At 73.0% G+C, this 15,060-nt stretch carries 15 protein-coding genes and 1 pseudogene; 7 read left to right on the forward strand and 9 right to left on the reverse strand.

What is annotated here, in order from left to right:
* Positions 1-27 precede the first annotated feature (27 nt).
* Complete coding sequence (locus UWG_RS0108145) at positions 28-648, reverse strand: bifunctional 4-hydroxy-2-oxoglutarate aldolase/2-dehydro-3-deoxy-phosphogluconate aldolase (protein ID WP_016906709.1); 621 nt, start codon at positions 646-648, stop codon at positions 28-30.
* Between the two features lie 160 nt (positions 649-808).
* Between UWG_RS0108145 and UWG_RS0108150 the strand changes: the two genes are divergently transcribed.
* A complete protein-coding gene (locus UWG_RS0108150; RefSeq protein ID WP_016906710.1) occupies positions 809-1,246 on the forward strand; it encodes a cupin domain-containing protein in 438 nt (145 codons plus the stop codon).
* A gap of 6 nt (positions 1,247-1,252) precedes the next feature.
* On the opposite strand, the gene yaaA is transcribed toward UWG_RS0108150, so the two are convergent.
* Positions 1,253-2,056 carry a peroxide stress protein YaaA gene (yaaA, locus tag UWG_RS0108155; RefSeq protein WP_016906711.1) on the reverse strand — a complete coding sequence of 268 codons (804 nt, stop codon included), beginning with the start codon at positions 2,054-2,056 and terminating at the stop codon, positions 1,253-1,255.
* 91 nt (positions 2,057-2,147) lie between these two features.
* Complete coding sequence (locus UWG_RS0108160) at positions 2,148-3,488, reverse strand: radical SAM protein (RefSeq protein WP_016906712.1); 1,341 nt, start codon at positions 3,486-3,488, stop codon at positions 2,148-2,150.
* 321 nt (positions 3,489-3,809) lie between these two features.
* Between UWG_RS0108160 and UWG_RS0108165 the strand changes: the two genes are divergently transcribed.
* Together UWG_RS0108165 and UWG_RS0108170 are read left to right on the forward strand one after the other, a co-directional pair.
* Positions 3,810-4,628 carry an SAM-dependent methyltransferase gene (locus UWG_RS0108165; RefSeq protein WP_016906713.1) on the forward strand — a complete coding sequence of 273 codons (819 nt, stop codon included), beginning with the start codon at positions 3,810-3,812 and terminating at the stop codon, positions 4,626-4,628.
* A gap of 53 nt (positions 4,629-4,681) precedes the next feature.
* On the forward strand, positions 4,682-5,389 hold the full coding sequence (locus UWG_RS0108170) for a type 1 glutamine amidotransferase (protein WP_016906714.1): 708 nt from the start codon (positions 4,682-4,684) through the stop codon (positions 5,387-5,389).
* A 4-nt stretch (positions 5,390-5,393) separates the two neighbouring features.
* On the opposite strand, the gene UWG_RS0108175 is transcribed toward UWG_RS0108170, so the two are convergent.
* The 3 genes from UWG_RS0108175 to UWG_RS0108185 form a co-directional block, all read right to left on the reverse strand.
* A complete protein-coding gene (locus UWG_RS0108175) occupies positions 5,394-6,545 on the reverse strand; it encodes a lactonase family protein (RefSeq protein WP_029391266.1) in 1,152 nt (383 codons plus the stop codon).
* A gap of 171 nt (positions 6,546-6,716) precedes the next feature.
* Positions 6,717-6,944, reverse strand: coding sequence for a hypothetical protein (locus UWG_RS0108180; RefSeq protein WP_016906715.1), 228 nt, complete (start codon positions 6,942-6,944; stop codon positions 6,717-6,719).
* Positions 6,945-7,278: 334 nt separating this feature from the next.
* The gene (locus UWG_RS0108185; RefSeq protein ID WP_016906716.1) at positions 7,279-8,757 is read right to left on the reverse strand and encodes a helix-turn-helix domain-containing protein; all 1,479 of its coding nucleotides are present in this window, start codon (positions 8,755-8,757) and stop codon (positions 7,279-7,281) included.
* A 373-nt stretch (positions 8,758-9,130) separates the two neighbouring features.
* On the opposite strand from UWG_RS0108185, the gene UWG_RS0108190 reads away from it, so the two are divergent.
* Positions 9,131-9,697, forward strand: coding sequence for a putative immunity protein (locus tag UWG_RS0108190; RefSeq protein ID WP_016906717.1), 567 nt, complete (start codon positions 9,131-9,133; stop codon positions 9,695-9,697).
* 99 nt (positions 9,698-9,796) lie between these two features.
* Here the strand turns inward: UWG_RS0108190 and UWG_RS0108195 are convergent, their stop codons facing one another.
* The gene (locus UWG_RS0108195) at positions 9,797-11,140 is read right to left on the reverse strand and encodes an MFS transporter (protein WP_016906718.1); all 1,344 of its coding nucleotides are present in this window, start codon (positions 11,138-11,140) and stop codon (positions 9,797-9,799) included.
* 737 nt (positions 11,141-11,877) lie between these two features.
* On the opposite strand from UWG_RS0108195, the gene UWG_RS0108200 reads away from it, so the two are divergent.
* The 3 genes from UWG_RS0108200 to UWG_RS0108210 are packed head-to-tail and all read left to right on the forward strand — an operon-like array spanning position 11,878 to position 14,185.
* Entirely contained in the window at positions 11,878-12,273 is a 396-nt protein-coding gene (locus UWG_RS0108200) for a GntR family transcriptional regulator (protein ID WP_016906719.1), read from the forward strand.
* Positions 12,270-13,169: an ABC transporter ATP-binding protein gene (locus UWG_RS0108205; RefSeq protein WP_016906720.1), complete on the forward strand. Its 900-nt coding sequence runs from the start codon at positions 12,270-12,272 to the stop codon at positions 13,167-13,169. The genes UWG_RS0108200 and UWG_RS0108205 overlap by 4 nt, the downstream gene beginning before the upstream one ends.
* Positions 13,166-14,185 (forward strand): hypothetical protein, encoded by a 1,020-nt coding sequence (locus UWG_RS0108210; protein ID WP_016906721.1) that lies wholly within the window; start codon positions 13,166-13,168, stop codon positions 14,183-14,185. The genes UWG_RS0108205 and UWG_RS0108210 overlap by 4 nt, the downstream gene beginning before the upstream one ends.
* A gap of 23 nt (positions 14,186-14,208) precedes the next feature.
* Here the strand turns inward: UWG_RS0108210 and UWG_RS0108215 are convergent, their stop codons facing one another.
* Positions 14,209-14,430: a hypothetical protein gene (locus UWG_RS0108215; RefSeq protein ID WP_016906722.1), complete on the reverse strand. Its 222-nt coding sequence runs from the start codon at positions 14,428-14,430 to the stop codon at positions 14,209-14,211.
* A 166-nt stretch (positions 14,431-14,596) separates the two neighbouring features.
* Positions 14,597-14,953 (reverse strand): annotated as a pseudogene (locus UWG_RS32040) (PaaI family thioesterase); the annotation flags it as partial.
* Positions 14,954-15,060: the final 107 nt, after the last annotated feature.

Below are 15,060 nucleotides of genomic sequence, written 5' to 3' on the forward strand. Positions count from 1 at the left end.
AGGCCGCCCGCCTCGACGCCGGCAGCCTCACCCCCGCAGCCCGCTCGCCTGCTCCGCGAGCCGCGTCACGCGCGCCCAGTCCCCCGCGGCGAGCGCGTCCCCGGGGGCGAGCCAGGTGCCGCCGACGCAGCCGACGTTGGGGAGCGCCAGGTACTCCCGCGCGTTCTCCGGCGTGATGCCGCCCGTCGGGCAGAAGCGGGCGGACTCCAGGGGTGAGGCGAGCGCCTTGAGGTAGGGGACGCCGCCCGCCGCCTGGGCGGGGAAGAACTTCATCTCGCGGACTCCGCGCTCCAGCAGCGCGACCGCCTCCGACGCCGTGGAGACGCCGGGGAGATAGGGAAGCCCGCTCCGCTGCGCCGCGCCGAGGAGGCGGTCCGTCCACCCCGGGCTGACGAGGAACCCGGCCCCTGCGGCGCGCGCCTCCTCGACCTGCTCCGGCCTGAGCACCGTACCCGCGCCGACGGCCACCTCCGGCACCTCGGCCGCGATGCGCCGGATCGCCTCGACGGCGCCCGGCGTGCGGAGGGTGACCTCCACGGCCGTCAGCCCGCCCGCTGCGAGCGCGCGCGCCAACGGAACCGCGTTCTCCGGATCTTCGAGGACGACGACGGGAAGCACGGGCGCGAGGTCGAGCGGGGAGTGGTCCATGCCGCCATCCTGCCCGCGGCACCCATACCGCGCAACGGCCGTTGCGCACTGCGCAATGCGGTCCGCTCGCCGCCCGATCCTCCTGGCACGGACCGGAGTTGACAGCGACCCGGCCCGGAATGCCCGGATACCGGAGGTCGACGGTGAGAGGCTGGGCGGCGTGAAAGACGCGGAGCGGTTGAGGGAACGGTTCGGCCTGGCGCCGCACCCGGAAGGCGGCTGGTACCGGAACGCCTACACCAGCCCCGTCCCCGTGCACCTCGACGACGACCGCGGCACGCGCCCGGCGGCGACGCTCATCCACTACCTCCTCGACGCGGGCGAGGAATCGGCCTGGCACGTCGTCGCCTCGGACGAGGTCTGGCTCTGGCAGCTCGGCGGCCCGCTGGAGCTCCGGCTCGGCGGCAGCGGCGCCGCGCCGGACGGGACGACCGCCGTCGCACTGGGCCCCGAGCCAGGCGAGCAGCAGCTCCAGAGCCTCGTCCCGGCCGGGACCTGGCAGACGGCCCGGCCCCTCGCCGACGAGCCGGTGCTCCTCGGCGTCCTCGTCTCACCCGGCTTCGACTTCGCCGACTTCCGGACGCGCAACGGCGGTTGAGCCCCGCTACAGCTCGCTGACGACCACGTCGAACTGCCGCACCCGCCCGGCCTGCGCCTCTTGTGCCTCGATCGTGTACCCCAGCGCCCGCAGCGCCTCCGCCAACTCCTCGGGCCCCGCGGGCTCGGCGCCCGACTCCAGGAGTTCCCGTACGAGACGGCCCTTGGTCGCCTTGTTGAAGTGGCTCACGACGGAGCGCTTCTCCACCCCGTCCACCGTCCGCACGTGGAGCACCCGCACCGACGCGGTGCGCTCCGCCAACTTCCGCGCGGGCTTGAACATCCCGGTGTACGCCGAGGAGCGCAGGTCGAGCACGAGCCCCTCCCCGGCGGCCTGCGGCACCGCCTCCCCGAGCGGGCCGCGCCAGTGCGCCGCGAGCCCGCCGACGCCCGGCAGCTTGACGCCGCCCGCGCACCGGTAGGCCGGGATCGCGTCCTCGGGTCCCACAACTCCCCACAGCCCGGAGAAGATCAGCACCGAGCGCGCCGCGCGCTCGCGCGCGGGCCGGCTCAGCGTCGCGAAGGAGAGCGCGTCGTAGAGGACGCCCGTGTACCGCTCGCGGGCGGGGAGCGTGGGTGCCTGACGCAGCGCGGCGTTCTTCGCCACCTCGGCGCGCTGGCCCGGGCTGAGTCCGAGGACGGTGCGGGCCTTTTCGACGGCGTCGTCGTCGCCGGAGCAGAGCGCCACCAGCTCGTCGAGGACGGCGCGCCGCGCGGGCGCCAGTCCGGGGAGCGTCAGCGACGCCGGGTCGACGGGGGGCCCTTCCCCGCCCTCGGCCTTGCCTTCGGACGGGGGCAGCAGCACCAGCACTGCGTCTCTCCTTGCTCTGCGAGGTCTCCGGCGGAACGCCCGAGCGCCCGCCCCCGCCGGGCGGCGGGGGCGGGCGCAGCGCGTGCGGTGTTCAGCCCGCGGCGGCCGTCGACGGCTCGTCCGCGGCCTCGTTGGGCGCGAGCGTGTCCATGAACGAGCTCACGGAGAAGACGGCGTTGCCCGCGCCCGCCGGGCCGTAGCCGGGGGGAGAGGTGAGGCCGTGCTTGTCCATGGTGGCGCGGTACGCGTCGAGGAGGCGGATGTGATACTCAAGCGGGGCGCCCTTGGGGTTGGTCTTGCCGAGCGGCGTCGTCGGCTCCGGGCACCAGGTGGTGAACCGGGGTGTGATGCCCTTCGACATGAAGTACTCGAGGCCCTCGGTGGTCGAGGCGATCGCCTCGTCGACGTCGGTGAAGCCGAAGGGCTCCGCCATCTCGACGCCCGCGACGAAGTTGGGGATGACGTTCCGCGGCCCGAAGATCTCGGCGGAGTCGAGGATGCGGCGGTGCCACTCGTCACGGCCGACGTACCGCTCCTTGCCGGGGCAGTACAGCTCGAAGAGCCGGCGGTCCCACACCTCGTAGTTGGGGTGGTAGATGCGGATGCCGTAGTCGTGGAAGCGCTGGACGTCCTCCTTGGGGAGCGCCTGCGCGACGACCTTGCCCGTCCAGCGGCCGGGGAAGCGCTCCTCGATCGCCTTGGCGTAGCTGCCGTAGAAGTCGGCCTCGTCGCGGCCCTGCACCTTGGAGGTGATCGAGCCGCCGGTGAGCGTGTAGGCGCGGGAGGTGCCGGCCGTGTCGTACTGCGCGATGATGTCGAGCGCCTCCAGCACCTCGTCGGCCGGCTTCACCCCGGTGTACGGGCGTCCGGCGGCCTTGTGCTGGCGCCAGTTGTGGTTGATGTCGCAGTACTGGCACTCCTCCTTGGCGCCGAAGTACTGGCAGACGCGGAAGACGGTGAGGTAGATGAGGTAGCCCCACTGGATCGTCGGCGCCACCTCCATCACGGACTTCCCGTTGGAGAGCTTGTGCCGGTAGTACTCGGGCATGGGCGGCAGCCCGACGTCGCCGATGAACCGGCCGTCGAGGTAGAGGCCGAGCACGCCCTCGTCGTCCGGCTTCACGGTGTACGGCGAGTCCGGGTTGACGCGCACCGAGACGACGGTGCGGCGCAGTTCGTACGGGCCGCCCGTGAGGACGATCTCCTCCGGCGGGCGCTTGAGCGCCGCGGCTCCCAGCTCGGGCAGGGTGCGGTGGTCGAAGGAGAAGATGAAGTAGGACTTCGGCTTGACGTCGCCGTCCTCGTTGCCGCTGAGCGCCGACTCGTCGAAATTGATCCCGCCGCGGAGGAGGTCCTCCTTGAGTACGGCCTCCCGCGGAATGTGCGGGAAGCGCTCCATCAACTCCTCGACGACTGCGGTACGGCTGTCCATCAACGTTTCGTCTCCCTAGGTTCCCGTCCCGTGACCCCCGACGGTACTCCGCGGGATCAGCGGTGCGTACACCCCTCCCCGTCATGGGCCGAGCGCCGCCCGCGTACCGGCATACGCGGGCAACCCAGATATACCGCACCCCTCTCCGCCGTTCCGGAACCGGACCCGGGGACGCGTCCGGCCGGCCCGGATGATCGCCGGGGGTGACAAGCAGGCGCTCCGGTGCGATTCTTGCGCCTTCGCACCACCCTTCCCAGCAGGCCGCGCGGTACGCGCGGAGGTATCCCGGACGGAGAATCCAGCGTGCTAAGGAGTACGGCTGTGCCGGAGGACGCGCAGAACCGCTTCGAGGCCACGAGGCCGCACCCGGCGCGGGTGTACGACTGCCTCCTCGACGGCAAGGACAACTACCCGGTCGACCAGGAGGTCGCCGACGAACTCGCGCGCCGCTGGCCCGAGATACGCCTGGGCACCCAGGAGAACCGGGCGTGGATGCACCGCGTCGTGCGCCGCCTCGCGACCGAGCACGGCGTCCGCCAGTTCCTCGACATCGGTACCGGCATCCCGACCAGCCCCAACCTCCACGAGATCGCGCAGGAGGCGGCGCCGGCCGCTCGCGTCGTCTACGTCGACAACGATCCCGTCGTCCTCGCGCACGCGCAGGCCCTCCTCACCCCGGTGAGCGCCGCAGGCACCACCAGCTACGTCCAGGCGGACCTGCGCGACCCGGCCGCCGTCCTCGCCTCCGAAGAGGTGCGCGGCACCCTGGACTTCAGCAAGCCGATCGGGCTGACGCTCGTGGCGATCATGCACTTCCTCGAGGACGCCGAGGACCCGTACGACGTCGTCGCCACCCTCGTCGACGCGCTGCCGACGGGCTCCTACGTCGCCCTCTCGCACGCCTGCGGCGACGCGGCGCCGGCGAGCGCGGCGGAGGCGGCCGTCTTCTACCGCGAGCGCGGTGTCTCCGCGCCCGTGGTGCCGCGGAGCGTGGCGGGGATCGAGCGGTTCTTCGACGGTCTCGAACTCCTCGACCCCGGCGTCGTCCCGGTCAACCGCTGGGACGAGGACCCGGAGCGGCGGCTCGACGAGGACGTCTGGTTCTTCGGCGGGCTCGGCCGCAAGCACCGCACCTCCTGAGGCCGTCCGTCGGGGAGCGCGGGACCAGCAAGCCGAGAAACGGAGCACCGCACGTGCCGCGGACACTCGTCGTTCAGCACACGCCGACCTCGGGGATCGGCCGCCTCGGCGGCTGGTTCGAGGAGGACGGCCTCACCCTCGACCACGTCCACGCCTACCGCGGTGACCCGCTGCCCGAGGCGCTCGACGCGTACGGGGCGCTGGTGGTCCTCGGCGGCGGCTACCTGCCGGACGAGGACGCCCGCGCACCGTGGCTCGCGCGCACGCGCCAACTCACCACCCTCGCCCTCCGGTCGGGCACGCCCGTCTTCGGTGTCTGCCTCGGCGGCCAGCTCCTCGCGCACGTGGCGGGCGGCGCCGTCACCGCCCGCCACGGCCTGCCGGAGGCCGGCAGCACTCCGCTGACGCTCCGTCCCGAGGCGGCGGAGGACGCGCTCTTCCGCGGGCTGCCGGAGCGCGTGACCGCCGTCGAGAACCGGGTCGACGCGGTGACCCGGCTGCCCTCCGACGCGGTGTGGCTCGCCGAGAGCGAGCGGTGTCCCGTGCAGGCGTTCCGGGTCGGGGAGCGCGCCTGGGGTGTGCAGTTCCATCCGGAGGCCGACGCCGCCCGGGTCGCCGGCTGGGACCGGGAGGAGCTCGCGGCGCGCGGTTTCGACCGGGAGGAGCTGGTGCGCGCCGCCGAGCGGGACGAGGCGGCCTCGCGGCAGGTCTGGCGGACGGTGCTGCGGAGGTTCGCCGCGCTCGTCGCGCCCGGCGGCTGAGCCGCTACAACGGCAGCAGGAAGACCGGCGAGGGGACGTCCAACCGGTCTGCGACGGGGGAGAGTTCGCCGCTCGCCTCGTCGACGTCGAAGACCTGCACCGCGTCCGAGTGCTGCCCGCCGACGAAGAGGAGCCGTCCGTCGGGCGAGAGCGCGAGGTGGCGGGGGAAGGCCACGTCGAGCGGGACGGTGCCGAGGAGGCGGAGGCCGGCTCCGCCGTCCTCGACGGCGTACCGGGTGAGCGTCTCGTCGCCGCGGTTGCCGAGATAGGCGTGGGCGCCGTCGCCCGTGACGACGAACTGCGAGGGGGCGCTGGGCGCCGTCGTGCCGGTGCCCTGCGGGGCCGCGGGGGTGAGGGTGCCGGTGGCCGCGTCGTAGGCGCAGACGGCCACCGTGTCGTCCAGCTCGTTGGCGAGGTAGGCGTAGGCGCCGTTCGGATGGAAGGTGAGGTGCCGCGGTCCTGCGCCGGGGGCGAGTGCGGCCCGGGCGACCTCCCGCAGGGTGCCGGCCGTCTCGTCGAACGCGTAGCTGTAGACGGTGTCGGTCCCCAGGTCGCAGGCGAGCGCGTGCCGTCCGTCGGGGGAGGGGAGCAACTGATGGGCGTGCGGCCCCTGTTGTCCTGGTCCGGGCGGCGGGTCGTCGTGGACGACGTGTGCGGTGAGCGCGCCGAGTGCGCCGTCGTGCTCGATCGCGTGCACGGCGACGCTGCCGGAGCCGTAGGCGGCGCTCAACAGCCAGTCGCCCGACGGGTGCACGGCGACCTGGCACGGCGCGGAGCCGCCGGCGGGCACGGTGCCGAGCACCTCGTACGCCCCGTCGTCCCGCACGGCGACGGCCGTGATCCCGCCCTCCTCCTGTTCGTTGACGGCGTAGAGCGTCCTGCCCGACGGGTGCGGTGCGAGGTACGACGGGTTCTCGACGGGTACCTCGCCGACGAGCGAGACGGTCCCGCTCGCCGCGTACTCCGCGACGCCGATCCCCGTCGCCCCGTCCTGCCCGGTGTAACTCCCCAGCAGCAGCCGCCTGTCGGCGCCGCCGGACCGCGGACCCGCATGCGCCGGACCCGGGGCGGCGACGGCCCCTGCCGCCAGGTCCTCCGTCACCGCGCGCCGGGTCGGGCGGGCGTCTCTCGGCGGCTTGCGGTGCGGGTGCGGCATCGCGTGTACCTCGGTGTCGGGTGCTGGAAGGCTGCGGTCCGGACCAATGCCACCCTGGCGGTTGGCTCGCCGGATGACAAGAGACGGCCACCCGCCCCGGCGCGGCGAGTCGGGACGCGCACGGGCCGGCCCGAGGGGAACTCCCGGGCCGGCCCGTGCCGGTGCGCTCCGTCAGTACCAGAAGAGGCCGCCACGGCTCTTGCCCGTGGTGCTCTCCTTGGCGTCGAAGTCCGTGAGGTGGAGGGTCGGGGTGGTGAGAGAGCTGCCCGACACCCCCTTGTCCTTGTGGAAGGAGGAGTCGTGCCAGCCGAAGCCGTCCGCCTGGGCGGCTGCCGCACCGGACAGGCCGAAGCCTGCCAGGGCGACGGTGACGACTGCGGCGCGCAGGGTCGTACGCATGGGGAGACCTCCCGCTCGTCGATTGGATCGAGGGCGAGGTACCACAGCGGTGCGCCCGGTGCACCTGCCGTGACCCCGACGGCGGACGACGCGCATGCGGATGGCGGCAGGCGGCGCCGGCACACCCCGCCACGGCGGAGGGCGGCGCTCGCGGACCGCGTCGAGGGCCGGCCGACCGTGGGCTGCCGCGCGGCGCTTCCCCCGATGCGACGCCGGCGATCGCCCTCTCGCCCCCGTGCCGGTCGGCCGACCCTCGATGACGAGCGTAGGAGCGCCGCGAGCACCGGACCACCGTGCACTCTGCTCAGGTTCGCGCGCCGGGTGTGCACGGTGCTCAGTCCGCCGGTGCCGTCCCACCTGTGATGTCGAGCGCCAGCACAAGGTCGTGGACGCCCGAACCGCTCGTCAACAGGTCGCGATTGAGGAGGCGTTCGGCCGTGCGCAGGCGCGCCCTGACGGTGTTGCGGCTGATGCCGAGGTGCTCGGCGGCTCTGCGCGCGTCCGCGTTGGCGGCCGTCCAGGCCCGCAGCGTCGACTCGACGTGCCCCGTGTCGCGCAACGGGTGCAGGAACGACGAGGCCCAGGCGGCGGCGGGGCCCGAGCGCAGCAGGTGCTCCAGCGTCGCGCGCGGAGTGGGCTCGTCCGGCTGCTGACGGGACGGCGCGAGCGAGAGCGCCAGGCCGAGCGCGGCGCGGTCGTGCAGGTCGCCGAGGTCGAGCCCGAGCGCCTCCTCGACCGTGTGCAGGTGCGCCGCGACGGTGTTGCGGCTCACCCCCAACAGGCGCGCGACGAGAGTCCTGGGGAAGGTGACGCTGAGGCGCGCGGCGTCGAGGGTGAGCGCCTTGGCGGACTCCAGCGGGCGGAGGAAGCCGTGCGCCCAGGCCGGCGCCTCGGGACGGGGCAGCGTGTCCCCGAGCGGCGCCGTGCCGCGGTAACCGGCCACGCGCGCGGGGAGGTTGCGGGCCACGGCGAGCGAGTGCAGGGACTGCGCGTACGCCGTGCCCGTGCCGTGGAGCGGCTGGGGCTCGCTGATCCCCAGTGCGTACCGCGGCTTCTCCCGCACCAGTCGGCGCAGCAGCGGCCCGAGCCCTTCGTCCGGCGCTTCCGTCCCCGCCGGCTCCGGGACGACGCAGATGAGGTGCTCGGCGAAGGCGGGGCACTGCACCATCAGGCCGCGGCCGTGGTAACCCGACGGGTCCTGGAAGCCGTCGGCGATGTCGTCGCGCTCCCTCGGTACGCAGTGGAGGAGGTAGACGCGGACGCGCTCGGCGTCGAGGAGCGGCGGTACGGAGCCGATCGTCATCCGGCGGGCGAGCACCGGGTCGCCGTCCATCAGCGAGCTGAGCAGGGCGAACCGCAACTGCCGTGATTTGAGGCGGTAGTTGCGGTCCATCTCGGCTGCCCGCCGTGCGCCGTCGAGGATCGTGAGGACGCTGCCGGTGTGCGAGACGAGCGTGGCGGCGGCCGGCGGCAGCGGGGTGTCCCCGACCACCACGAGGGCCGCGCGTCCCCCGGACGTCTCCACGGCCTCCGCGTGCACGTGGTGGCCCTCGGCGCGGACCGCGGCCGTGGCGGTGTGTCCGTCGAGGAGGCGGCAGAGGAGCGGCCCGATCGGTTCCAGCGCGGAGTGCGGGAACCCGCTCGTCGCCGCCTGCACTTCGCCTGTGGCGCCGAGGAGCGCCACGCGCGAGCCGATCTGGCGGTCGAGCCACCGCAGCAGTTGGTCCGGGTCGGTCGCCGTCGTCTGGCGGCGCAGTTCTCGCAGCAGCCCCTCCAGCCGCCGGGCGTGCCATTCCGCTTCAGCTGTCTCCATGATCCAAGGGTCTCCGCTCCGCGCCTGTCGCCCGACTCGGCCCCCGTCTCAGGCGTGGGATGAGACGCGAGTGGTTCGCCGGTGGTTCGGGGTGCGGACGAAGTGGTCGGATTTTCTTGAGAGTTGGTTCCGGATGGGTGTCGGGGCGGGGGCTACGGCCTGTTCCCGCCGTTCGTGCGGCGTGCCGCGGATGCCGCTGCGGGCCGTCGGCCTTGTGGTGCGGTGACTCGTCTGCCCGGAATTCGGGCGTGCAGGCCGGGGACCTTCGCGGACGGCAGGACGAGGGCAGCGCTCTCCAGTACGAACTACCCTCCTGCGAACCGTACTTGTAGCGTTTCCAGCGCGCGTGGGCCGAGGCCGAGGAGCACTGACCATGATCCTTCCGAAAGTCCGGGACCCCCGGTTCACGACGATCCGCCGCGGTGGCACCCTCACCGACCCCGATCACCACCTCCTCGCTCTCTGGGCGGCGACTTGCGCCGAGCACGTCCTCCCCTTCTTCGAGTCGGTCCGGCCCGAGGACCCGCGGCCGCGCCGGGCGATCGGGCACGCCCGCGCCTGGGCGCGCGGCGAGGTCGGAATGACCCCGGCACGTACCGCGGGCGGCCACGCGATGGGCGCGGCGAGGGACTTGCGCGGGGCCGCACGGCACGCCGCTTACGCTGCCGGCCAGGCCGCGGTCGTCGCCCATGTCGCCGCGCACGAACTCGGTGCGGCCGCCTATGCGATCAAGGCCGCACGTGCTGCCGTCCCGGAGGGAGAGGGCGAGGCGGCGAGGCGGCTCGAGTGCCAGTGGCAGCGTGACCGGTTGCCGGAGGCGATACGCGAACTGGTCCTCGACGACCAGCGGTTGCGGAACGACATCTGCTGGTCGGTGTTTGACGTCCAGGGCACGCCGGGTGCGGATGCCGCCGGAACCGCTCCCACAGAGGGCCGGTGACGGGCACGTGACCTTCTGCTCGACAGTGGCGCTCGTGATCCCGTTTGTGCCCAGGGCTGCGCCCGACCGGGCCGCCGGACGGGCGCAGCCTGCCCGGGATCACCCGAGCTTTTCCTCCATCACGGCGGCGGGCATGGAGATCCGCCAGGCGATGCACCCGGCCGCAGCGAGCCCGGCGACCGCCAGGAAGCTACTGGCGAGGAACGGGTCGGCGCCGTCCAGAGCGGGAGCGAACCCTATGCCGACGTAAAGCGTGACACCGGTGGAACCGCCCAGTTGGTCGGCGGCTCGCTGGACGCCGGAGGCGATGCCGGCGTCGTCCTCGGTCACTCCGGTCACCGCGACGTACTGCAACCCGACGATCCCGAACCCCATCCCGGCCGCGATCAGCATCATGGCCGGAATCAGCGCCGGACCGGTGGCCCCGAGGAAGGCGACCAGGGCGATGGCTGCCATCGCCAGCGCGGTGAAGCCGATCCCGGCCAGGACACAGACCCGGGCGCCCCACCGTCCGAGCAGCCGGGGAACCAGCACCGAGGCCGCGATCAGGGACACCGCCAGCGGCAGCATGGTCAGGCCGGCCCGGAGCGGACCGGCGCCCAACCGGTCCTGCAGGTAGTAGGTGAACAGCAGGAAAGAGGTGGAAAGCGCCGCGCTCAGCAGAGCGGTGGCGAGGTTGGCCAGGACGCGCGGCCGGTTTCGGAAGAACCGCAGCGACACGAGCGGGTTCCGTGAACGGTGCTCGACCCTGACGAACAGGACTCCGGCTGCCGTCGCGCCGACCAGCGCCACCGGCGGCAGCCAGGACAGGGTGCTGTCCGCCTCTCCCGCTTCGATGACGCCGAGGGTGAACAGCAGCGGAGCCGCGACCAACAGGAGCGAACCGGGCAGATCCAAAGGCGTGGGCCCGGCGGGCCGTTCGCTCGGCACGAGAAGGACCACGGCGGCGAGCACGACCGCGATGAACGGAACGGACACCAGGAAGATCCACCGCCAGCCGAGCAACTCGGTGATGATCCCGGAGACCACGAACCCGAGGACGAGGCCACAGCTCGCGACGGCCGCCCACACGCTCAGCGCCCGCGACCTGTGCGGCCCCTCGGGGAACATGAGCACGATCACTGCCATCGCTGCCGGAAGCGCGACGGCTTCCCCGGCGCCCTGCAGCAGCCGGGCTGTCACCAGCACGGCGAAGGATGGCGCGAGTCCGGCCAGCAAGGACGCGGCACCGAAGAGCGTTGTGCCGAGAAGGAGGATGCGGCGCCTGCCGAGCACGTCGCCCAGTCGGCCGCCGAGCATCAGCAGCCCGCCGCCGGTGATCGTGTATCCGACCACGACCCAGGTCAGGGCGTGCCCGTCGATCCCGAAGTCTGCGCCGATCGAAGGCAGGGCGACGTTGACCACGGTCACGTCAACCGCGATGAAGAACTGCAGCATGGCCATGCAGCACAGCAACAGCCACGCATGCACCGGGGACCATCCGTCCCGGCGCGAAGAGAGAATGCCTGAAAACACCGAGTGCTCCGTTGCCCAGAAGAAGTTCCGAGCAGCACGAACGTGCCGCTCCGGTTCAACCACGGAGCGACGGAACGTTCAACAGAAGTGAGACGAACGCCCCGCCGCTAGCGGAGCGTCCTCGTCACCGCGGCGCAAGCCGCGCACGAAGCAGCAGACATGTTGCCGATACTACCGGAGCCGACGACAAGTGATCCCTTGACGTCACTCCGCCGCGGAGCTATCAGCCACACCCAGCCCCTGGCCGCCCGTCACGCCCGGCCGGGCCGGCGCCGTCGGAGAGACCTGCCGCCTGTCCGCGCGACTCCCCGGGCGAAGTCGGGTGGCCGCGCGCGGTCGCCCGTGCGGCGGCAGCCGCGGTCGGGCGACGGCCGGCGGAACAACGCGCGGTGTACGTACACGGGTTGAGCAGTCCTCGGCCCGTTCGGCGTGCGGCGGGTGGTGCGCACCGTCAGGAGGCGGAGTCACGCCTACGCCCCGAGCCCCCGGACCCGCCGCCGACCGCCCCGAAAGCCGCAACACACCCGCCGACGCCCAACTGCACGGCGAACACTTCCGGTTGACAGCCCCATTCGCCCAGTTCCCCGTCGAATGTCGCGGTTGACAACTCGGCCCGCCTACAACCACCCTTTCACTACTCAATTAGTGAAAGGGTGGTTGTCCGAGTGGTCGAGTACCGCATCGACCGGCGCAGTGGCGTCGCCACCTACGTGCAGATCGTCCAGCAGACCAAGCAGGCGCTCCGCATGGGCCTGCTGCAACCCGGCGACAAGTTGCCCACGGCCCGCGAGGTCGTCCAGGCGACGGCCGTCAACCCGAACACGGTCCTGAAGGCGTACCGCGAACTGGAGCGCGAGGGGCTCGTCGAGGCCCGCCGCGGCCTCGGCACCTTCGTGCGCAAGGTGCTCGGCACCGCCCCCGCCGAGTCCCCGCTGCGGGCAGAACTCGCCGACTGGGCCGTACGCGCCCGTACGGCCGGACTCCAACGGGACGACGTGGCGGCGCTCTTCACTGCCGTACTCGACGAGCACTTCGAGAACTCCGAAAGGCAACAGGGATGACCAACACCGCCATGGAAGCGGTCGAGCTCGGGAAGAAGTTCGGCCGGCGCGGCAAGTGGGGGCTGCGGGGCTGCGCGTTCCGCCTGCCCGCCGGGTGCGTGTGCGCCGTCGTCGGCCCGAACGGCGCGGGCAAGTCGACGCTCCTCTCGCTCGCCGCGGGACTGGAGGCGCCGACCGAGGGCGCGCTCAAGGCGCTCGGCGAGCAACCGGGCGCCGTGCGCGCCCGCGTCGGGTACGTGGCCCAGGACAAGCCGCTCTACCCGCAGCTCACCGTCGCGGAGACGCTCCGCACCGGCGCGGAGCTCAACCCCGCACGCTGGGACGCGGACGCCGCCGAGCAGGTCGTGGCCGGCGGCGACCTCGATCCGCGCTCCCGCGTGCGCTCCCTCTCGGGCGGGCAGCGCACCCGCGTCGCCCTCGCCCTCGCGCTCGCCAAACGCCCCGAACTCCTCCTGCTCGACGAGCCGATGGCCGACCTCGACCCGCTCGCCCGCCACGAGCTGATGGGCCTCCTGATGACCCGGGCAGCCGAGCACGGCACCACCGTCGTGATGTCCTCGCACGTCGTCGCCGAGCTCGACGACGTCTGCGACCACCTGCTCGTCATGCGGGACGGAAGCGTCCGGCTCGACGGCGGCACGGACGACCTGCTCCGGTCGCACACCCTCGCGATCGGTCCGGCGGACGCCGCGGACCAGCCGGCCCCGCACGCGGTCGTCGAGTCCCGCAGGACGGGCCGCCAACTCACCGCGCTCCTCCGCGCCGACGAGCCCGCACCCGAGGGCTGGCGCTCCGAGCAGCCCTCGCTGGAAGAACTCCTCCTCGCCTACCTGCGCGCCCCGCAGACCCCCGACGCCCCGTCCGCTCCGGCCGAGACCCAGGAAGCAGCCGTATGACCACCCTCGTTCCCACCGCACCGCGCGGGCGTTCCGAACTCCTCGCGCAGGTCCGTCTCCTGGTGCGCCTGCACCGCCCGGCGCTCATTCTGTGGGCGGCGTTCGTCGTCGCCGCATCGGCGCTGCTGTGGGCCGTCGGCGGCCCGCTCACCGACGCCTCCGCCGCCGCGTGGGCGGAGTACAACGCCTGCACCTCGCAACCGTGCGCCTATGATCAGGACGCGATCATCCGCTACCGGGACGCGTACACCTACTCCACTCTCGCCCTCCTCGCCGTCCCCGCGGTCGTCGCCGCCTGGGGCGGTTCCGCCCTCGTCGGCCGCGAGGTGGAGAACGGCACCGCCAGGCTCGCCTGGACGCTCGGCATCTCGCCCTTGCGGTGGCTCGCGGTGAAGCTCGCGCTGCCGGCCGTCGCTGTCGGGGTCGGCACGGGGCTGCTCGCCGTCTTCCACCGCCTCGCCTGGTCGGCGGGGCAGGGCCGGATCGACTCCGCCACGTCGTGGTACAGCACGGCGACTTACTACGCCAACGGCCCCGTCGTCGTCGCGCTGGCCCTCGCGGGGCTCGCCCTCGGCGCGCTCGCCGGGCTGCTCTGGCGCCGCTCGCTCGCCGCACTCGGCACCGCTCCGCTCGGCCTTCTGCTGCTGTGGGGCGGCCTCCACCTCGTCGCGCCCTACCTGTGGCCGTCGGTGACGCGGAACAGCAGCCTCTCCGACTTCCTCCCGGGCGCCGGGATCAACGTCAGCCAGGGCGTCGTCGACTCCTCGGGCGGGCGCCACGATCTCGTCTCCGGCTGCGGGCAGATCTACGACGTCGCGCCCTGCCGCGCCGCCTACGACAAGCTCGACGCCGTCGGCTTCTACCACGACTACCACCCGGCGTCGCACTTCTGGCCGCTCCAACTCGCCTCGACCGCCCTCCTCCTCATCGTCGCCGCGCTCCTCGCCCTGGCCGCCTTCCGCCTCCTCAAGCGCCGCACCGCAAGCACGCGGCCCGAGGTGCGCATCGCCGCCTGACGGCGCCGCCTGACGACGGCCGCTCACGCTCCGGCGGGCCCCTCCCGGGCCCGCCGGCGCAGCTCCGGACGCGCGGCCCCTCCCGGCGAGTCGAAGTACGGATGCCAGAACAGCCGGGTGGAGAGGCGCAACAGCCGACGGCGCAGGACCGCGGCGTCCTCGGGCCGGTCGGCCAGCGCTTCGTAGGTGCGGTTGTGGGCGCGTTGCAACTCGATGAGGTCCGGGGGGAAGCGTGCGGAGACCATGGTTCGGATTCAACCATGCGTTCGATTTCTGGGCCAAAGCGCACACGGCGAGAGCCGGGCCGATTCCGGCCGCGGCTGCGCGCACGGCCGTAGCGCTGCGACAACACCGCAGCAACGAGGGCGGCTTGGCGACGACCCGCCACCGCCGGCCTTGCGGGCCGTCGCTGACGCGGACGAGGGTCTGCTGCCCGTTGGCGACGAGTCGACGCTGATCGCCCCGGAGGCCGAACACCTCCATCCGGCACACGGCCGGCGTGCGCCCGGGCTTGAGCACGGTGCCGACGGCTTCGACGTGGTCGCCCGCGGCCGGTGCGAGCAGGTTGATCTTGTACTCGACCGTGAGGACCTCGGTGTCCTCCGGGAAGAGGGTGAGCGCGGCGTAGCCGCCTGCGCTGTCAGCGATGGCGCTGGTCGCCCCGGCGTGGAAGTCTCCGTGCTGCTGGGTGACTTCAAGCCGGCAGGGGAGCGCGATGTGCACGCGTCCTGGTGCGACGCGTGCGAGCCGGGCGCCGAGGTGTTCCATCAATCCCTGGCGTTCGAAGCTGGTTCGGACGCGCTCCTCCGTGTCCGGGCTCGCCCTGAAGGTCCCGGTCCTCCACTTGCCTCCTCCTGGTGGCGTCGCGGTGAACG

Origin of the sequence: Streptomyces xiaopingdaonensis (assembly GCF_000262345.1) — a bacterium.
In the GTDB taxonomy this organism is placed as follows: Bacteria; Actinomycetota; Actinomycetes; order Streptomycetales; family Streptomycetaceae; genus Streptomyces; species Streptomyces xiaopingdaonensis.

Excerpts from the sequence above, each read along its gene's own strand:
- UWG_RS0108145 (WP_016906709.1), bottom strand. The coding sequence starts at position 648 with ATGGACCACTCCCCGCTCGACCTCGCGCCCGTGCTTCCCGTCGTCGTC.
- UWG_RS0108160 (WP_016906712.1), bottom strand. The coding sequence starts at position 3,488 with ATGGACAGCCGTACCGCAGTCGTCGAGGAGTTGATGGAGCGCTTCCCG.
- UWG_RS0108175 (WP_029391266.1), bottom strand. The coding sequence starts at position 6,545 with ATGCCGCACCCGCACCGCAAGCCGCCGAGAGACGCCCGCCCGACCCGG.
- UWG_RS0108180 (WP_016906715.1), bottom strand. The coding sequence starts at position 6,944 with ATGCGTACGACCCTGCGCGCCGCAGTCGTCACCGTCGCCCTGGCAGGC.
- UWG_RS0108185 (WP_016906716.1), bottom strand. The coding sequence starts at position 8,757 with ATGGAGACAGCTGAAGCGGAATGGCACGCCCGGCGGCTGGAGGGGCTG.
- UWG_RS0108190 (WP_016906717.1), top strand. The coding sequence starts at position 9,131 with ATGATCCTTCCGAAAGTCCGGGACCCCCGGTTCACGACGATCCGCCGC.
- UWG_RS0108195 (WP_016906718.1), bottom strand. The coding sequence starts at position 11,140 with ATGGCCATGCTGCAGTTCTTCATCGCGGTTGACGTGACCGTGGTCAAC.
- UWG_RS0108205 (WP_016906720.1), top strand. The coding sequence starts at position 12,270 with ATGACCAACACCGCCATGGAAGCGGTCGAGCTCGGGAAGAAGTTCGGC.
- UWG_RS0108210 (WP_016906721.1), top strand. The coding sequence starts at position 13,166 with ATGACCACCCTCGTTCCCACCGCACCGCGCGGGCGTTCCGAACTCCTC.
- UWG_RS0108215 (WP_016906722.1), bottom strand. The coding sequence starts at position 14,430 with ATGGTCTCCGCACGCTTCCCCCCGGACCTCATCGAGTTGCAACGCGCC.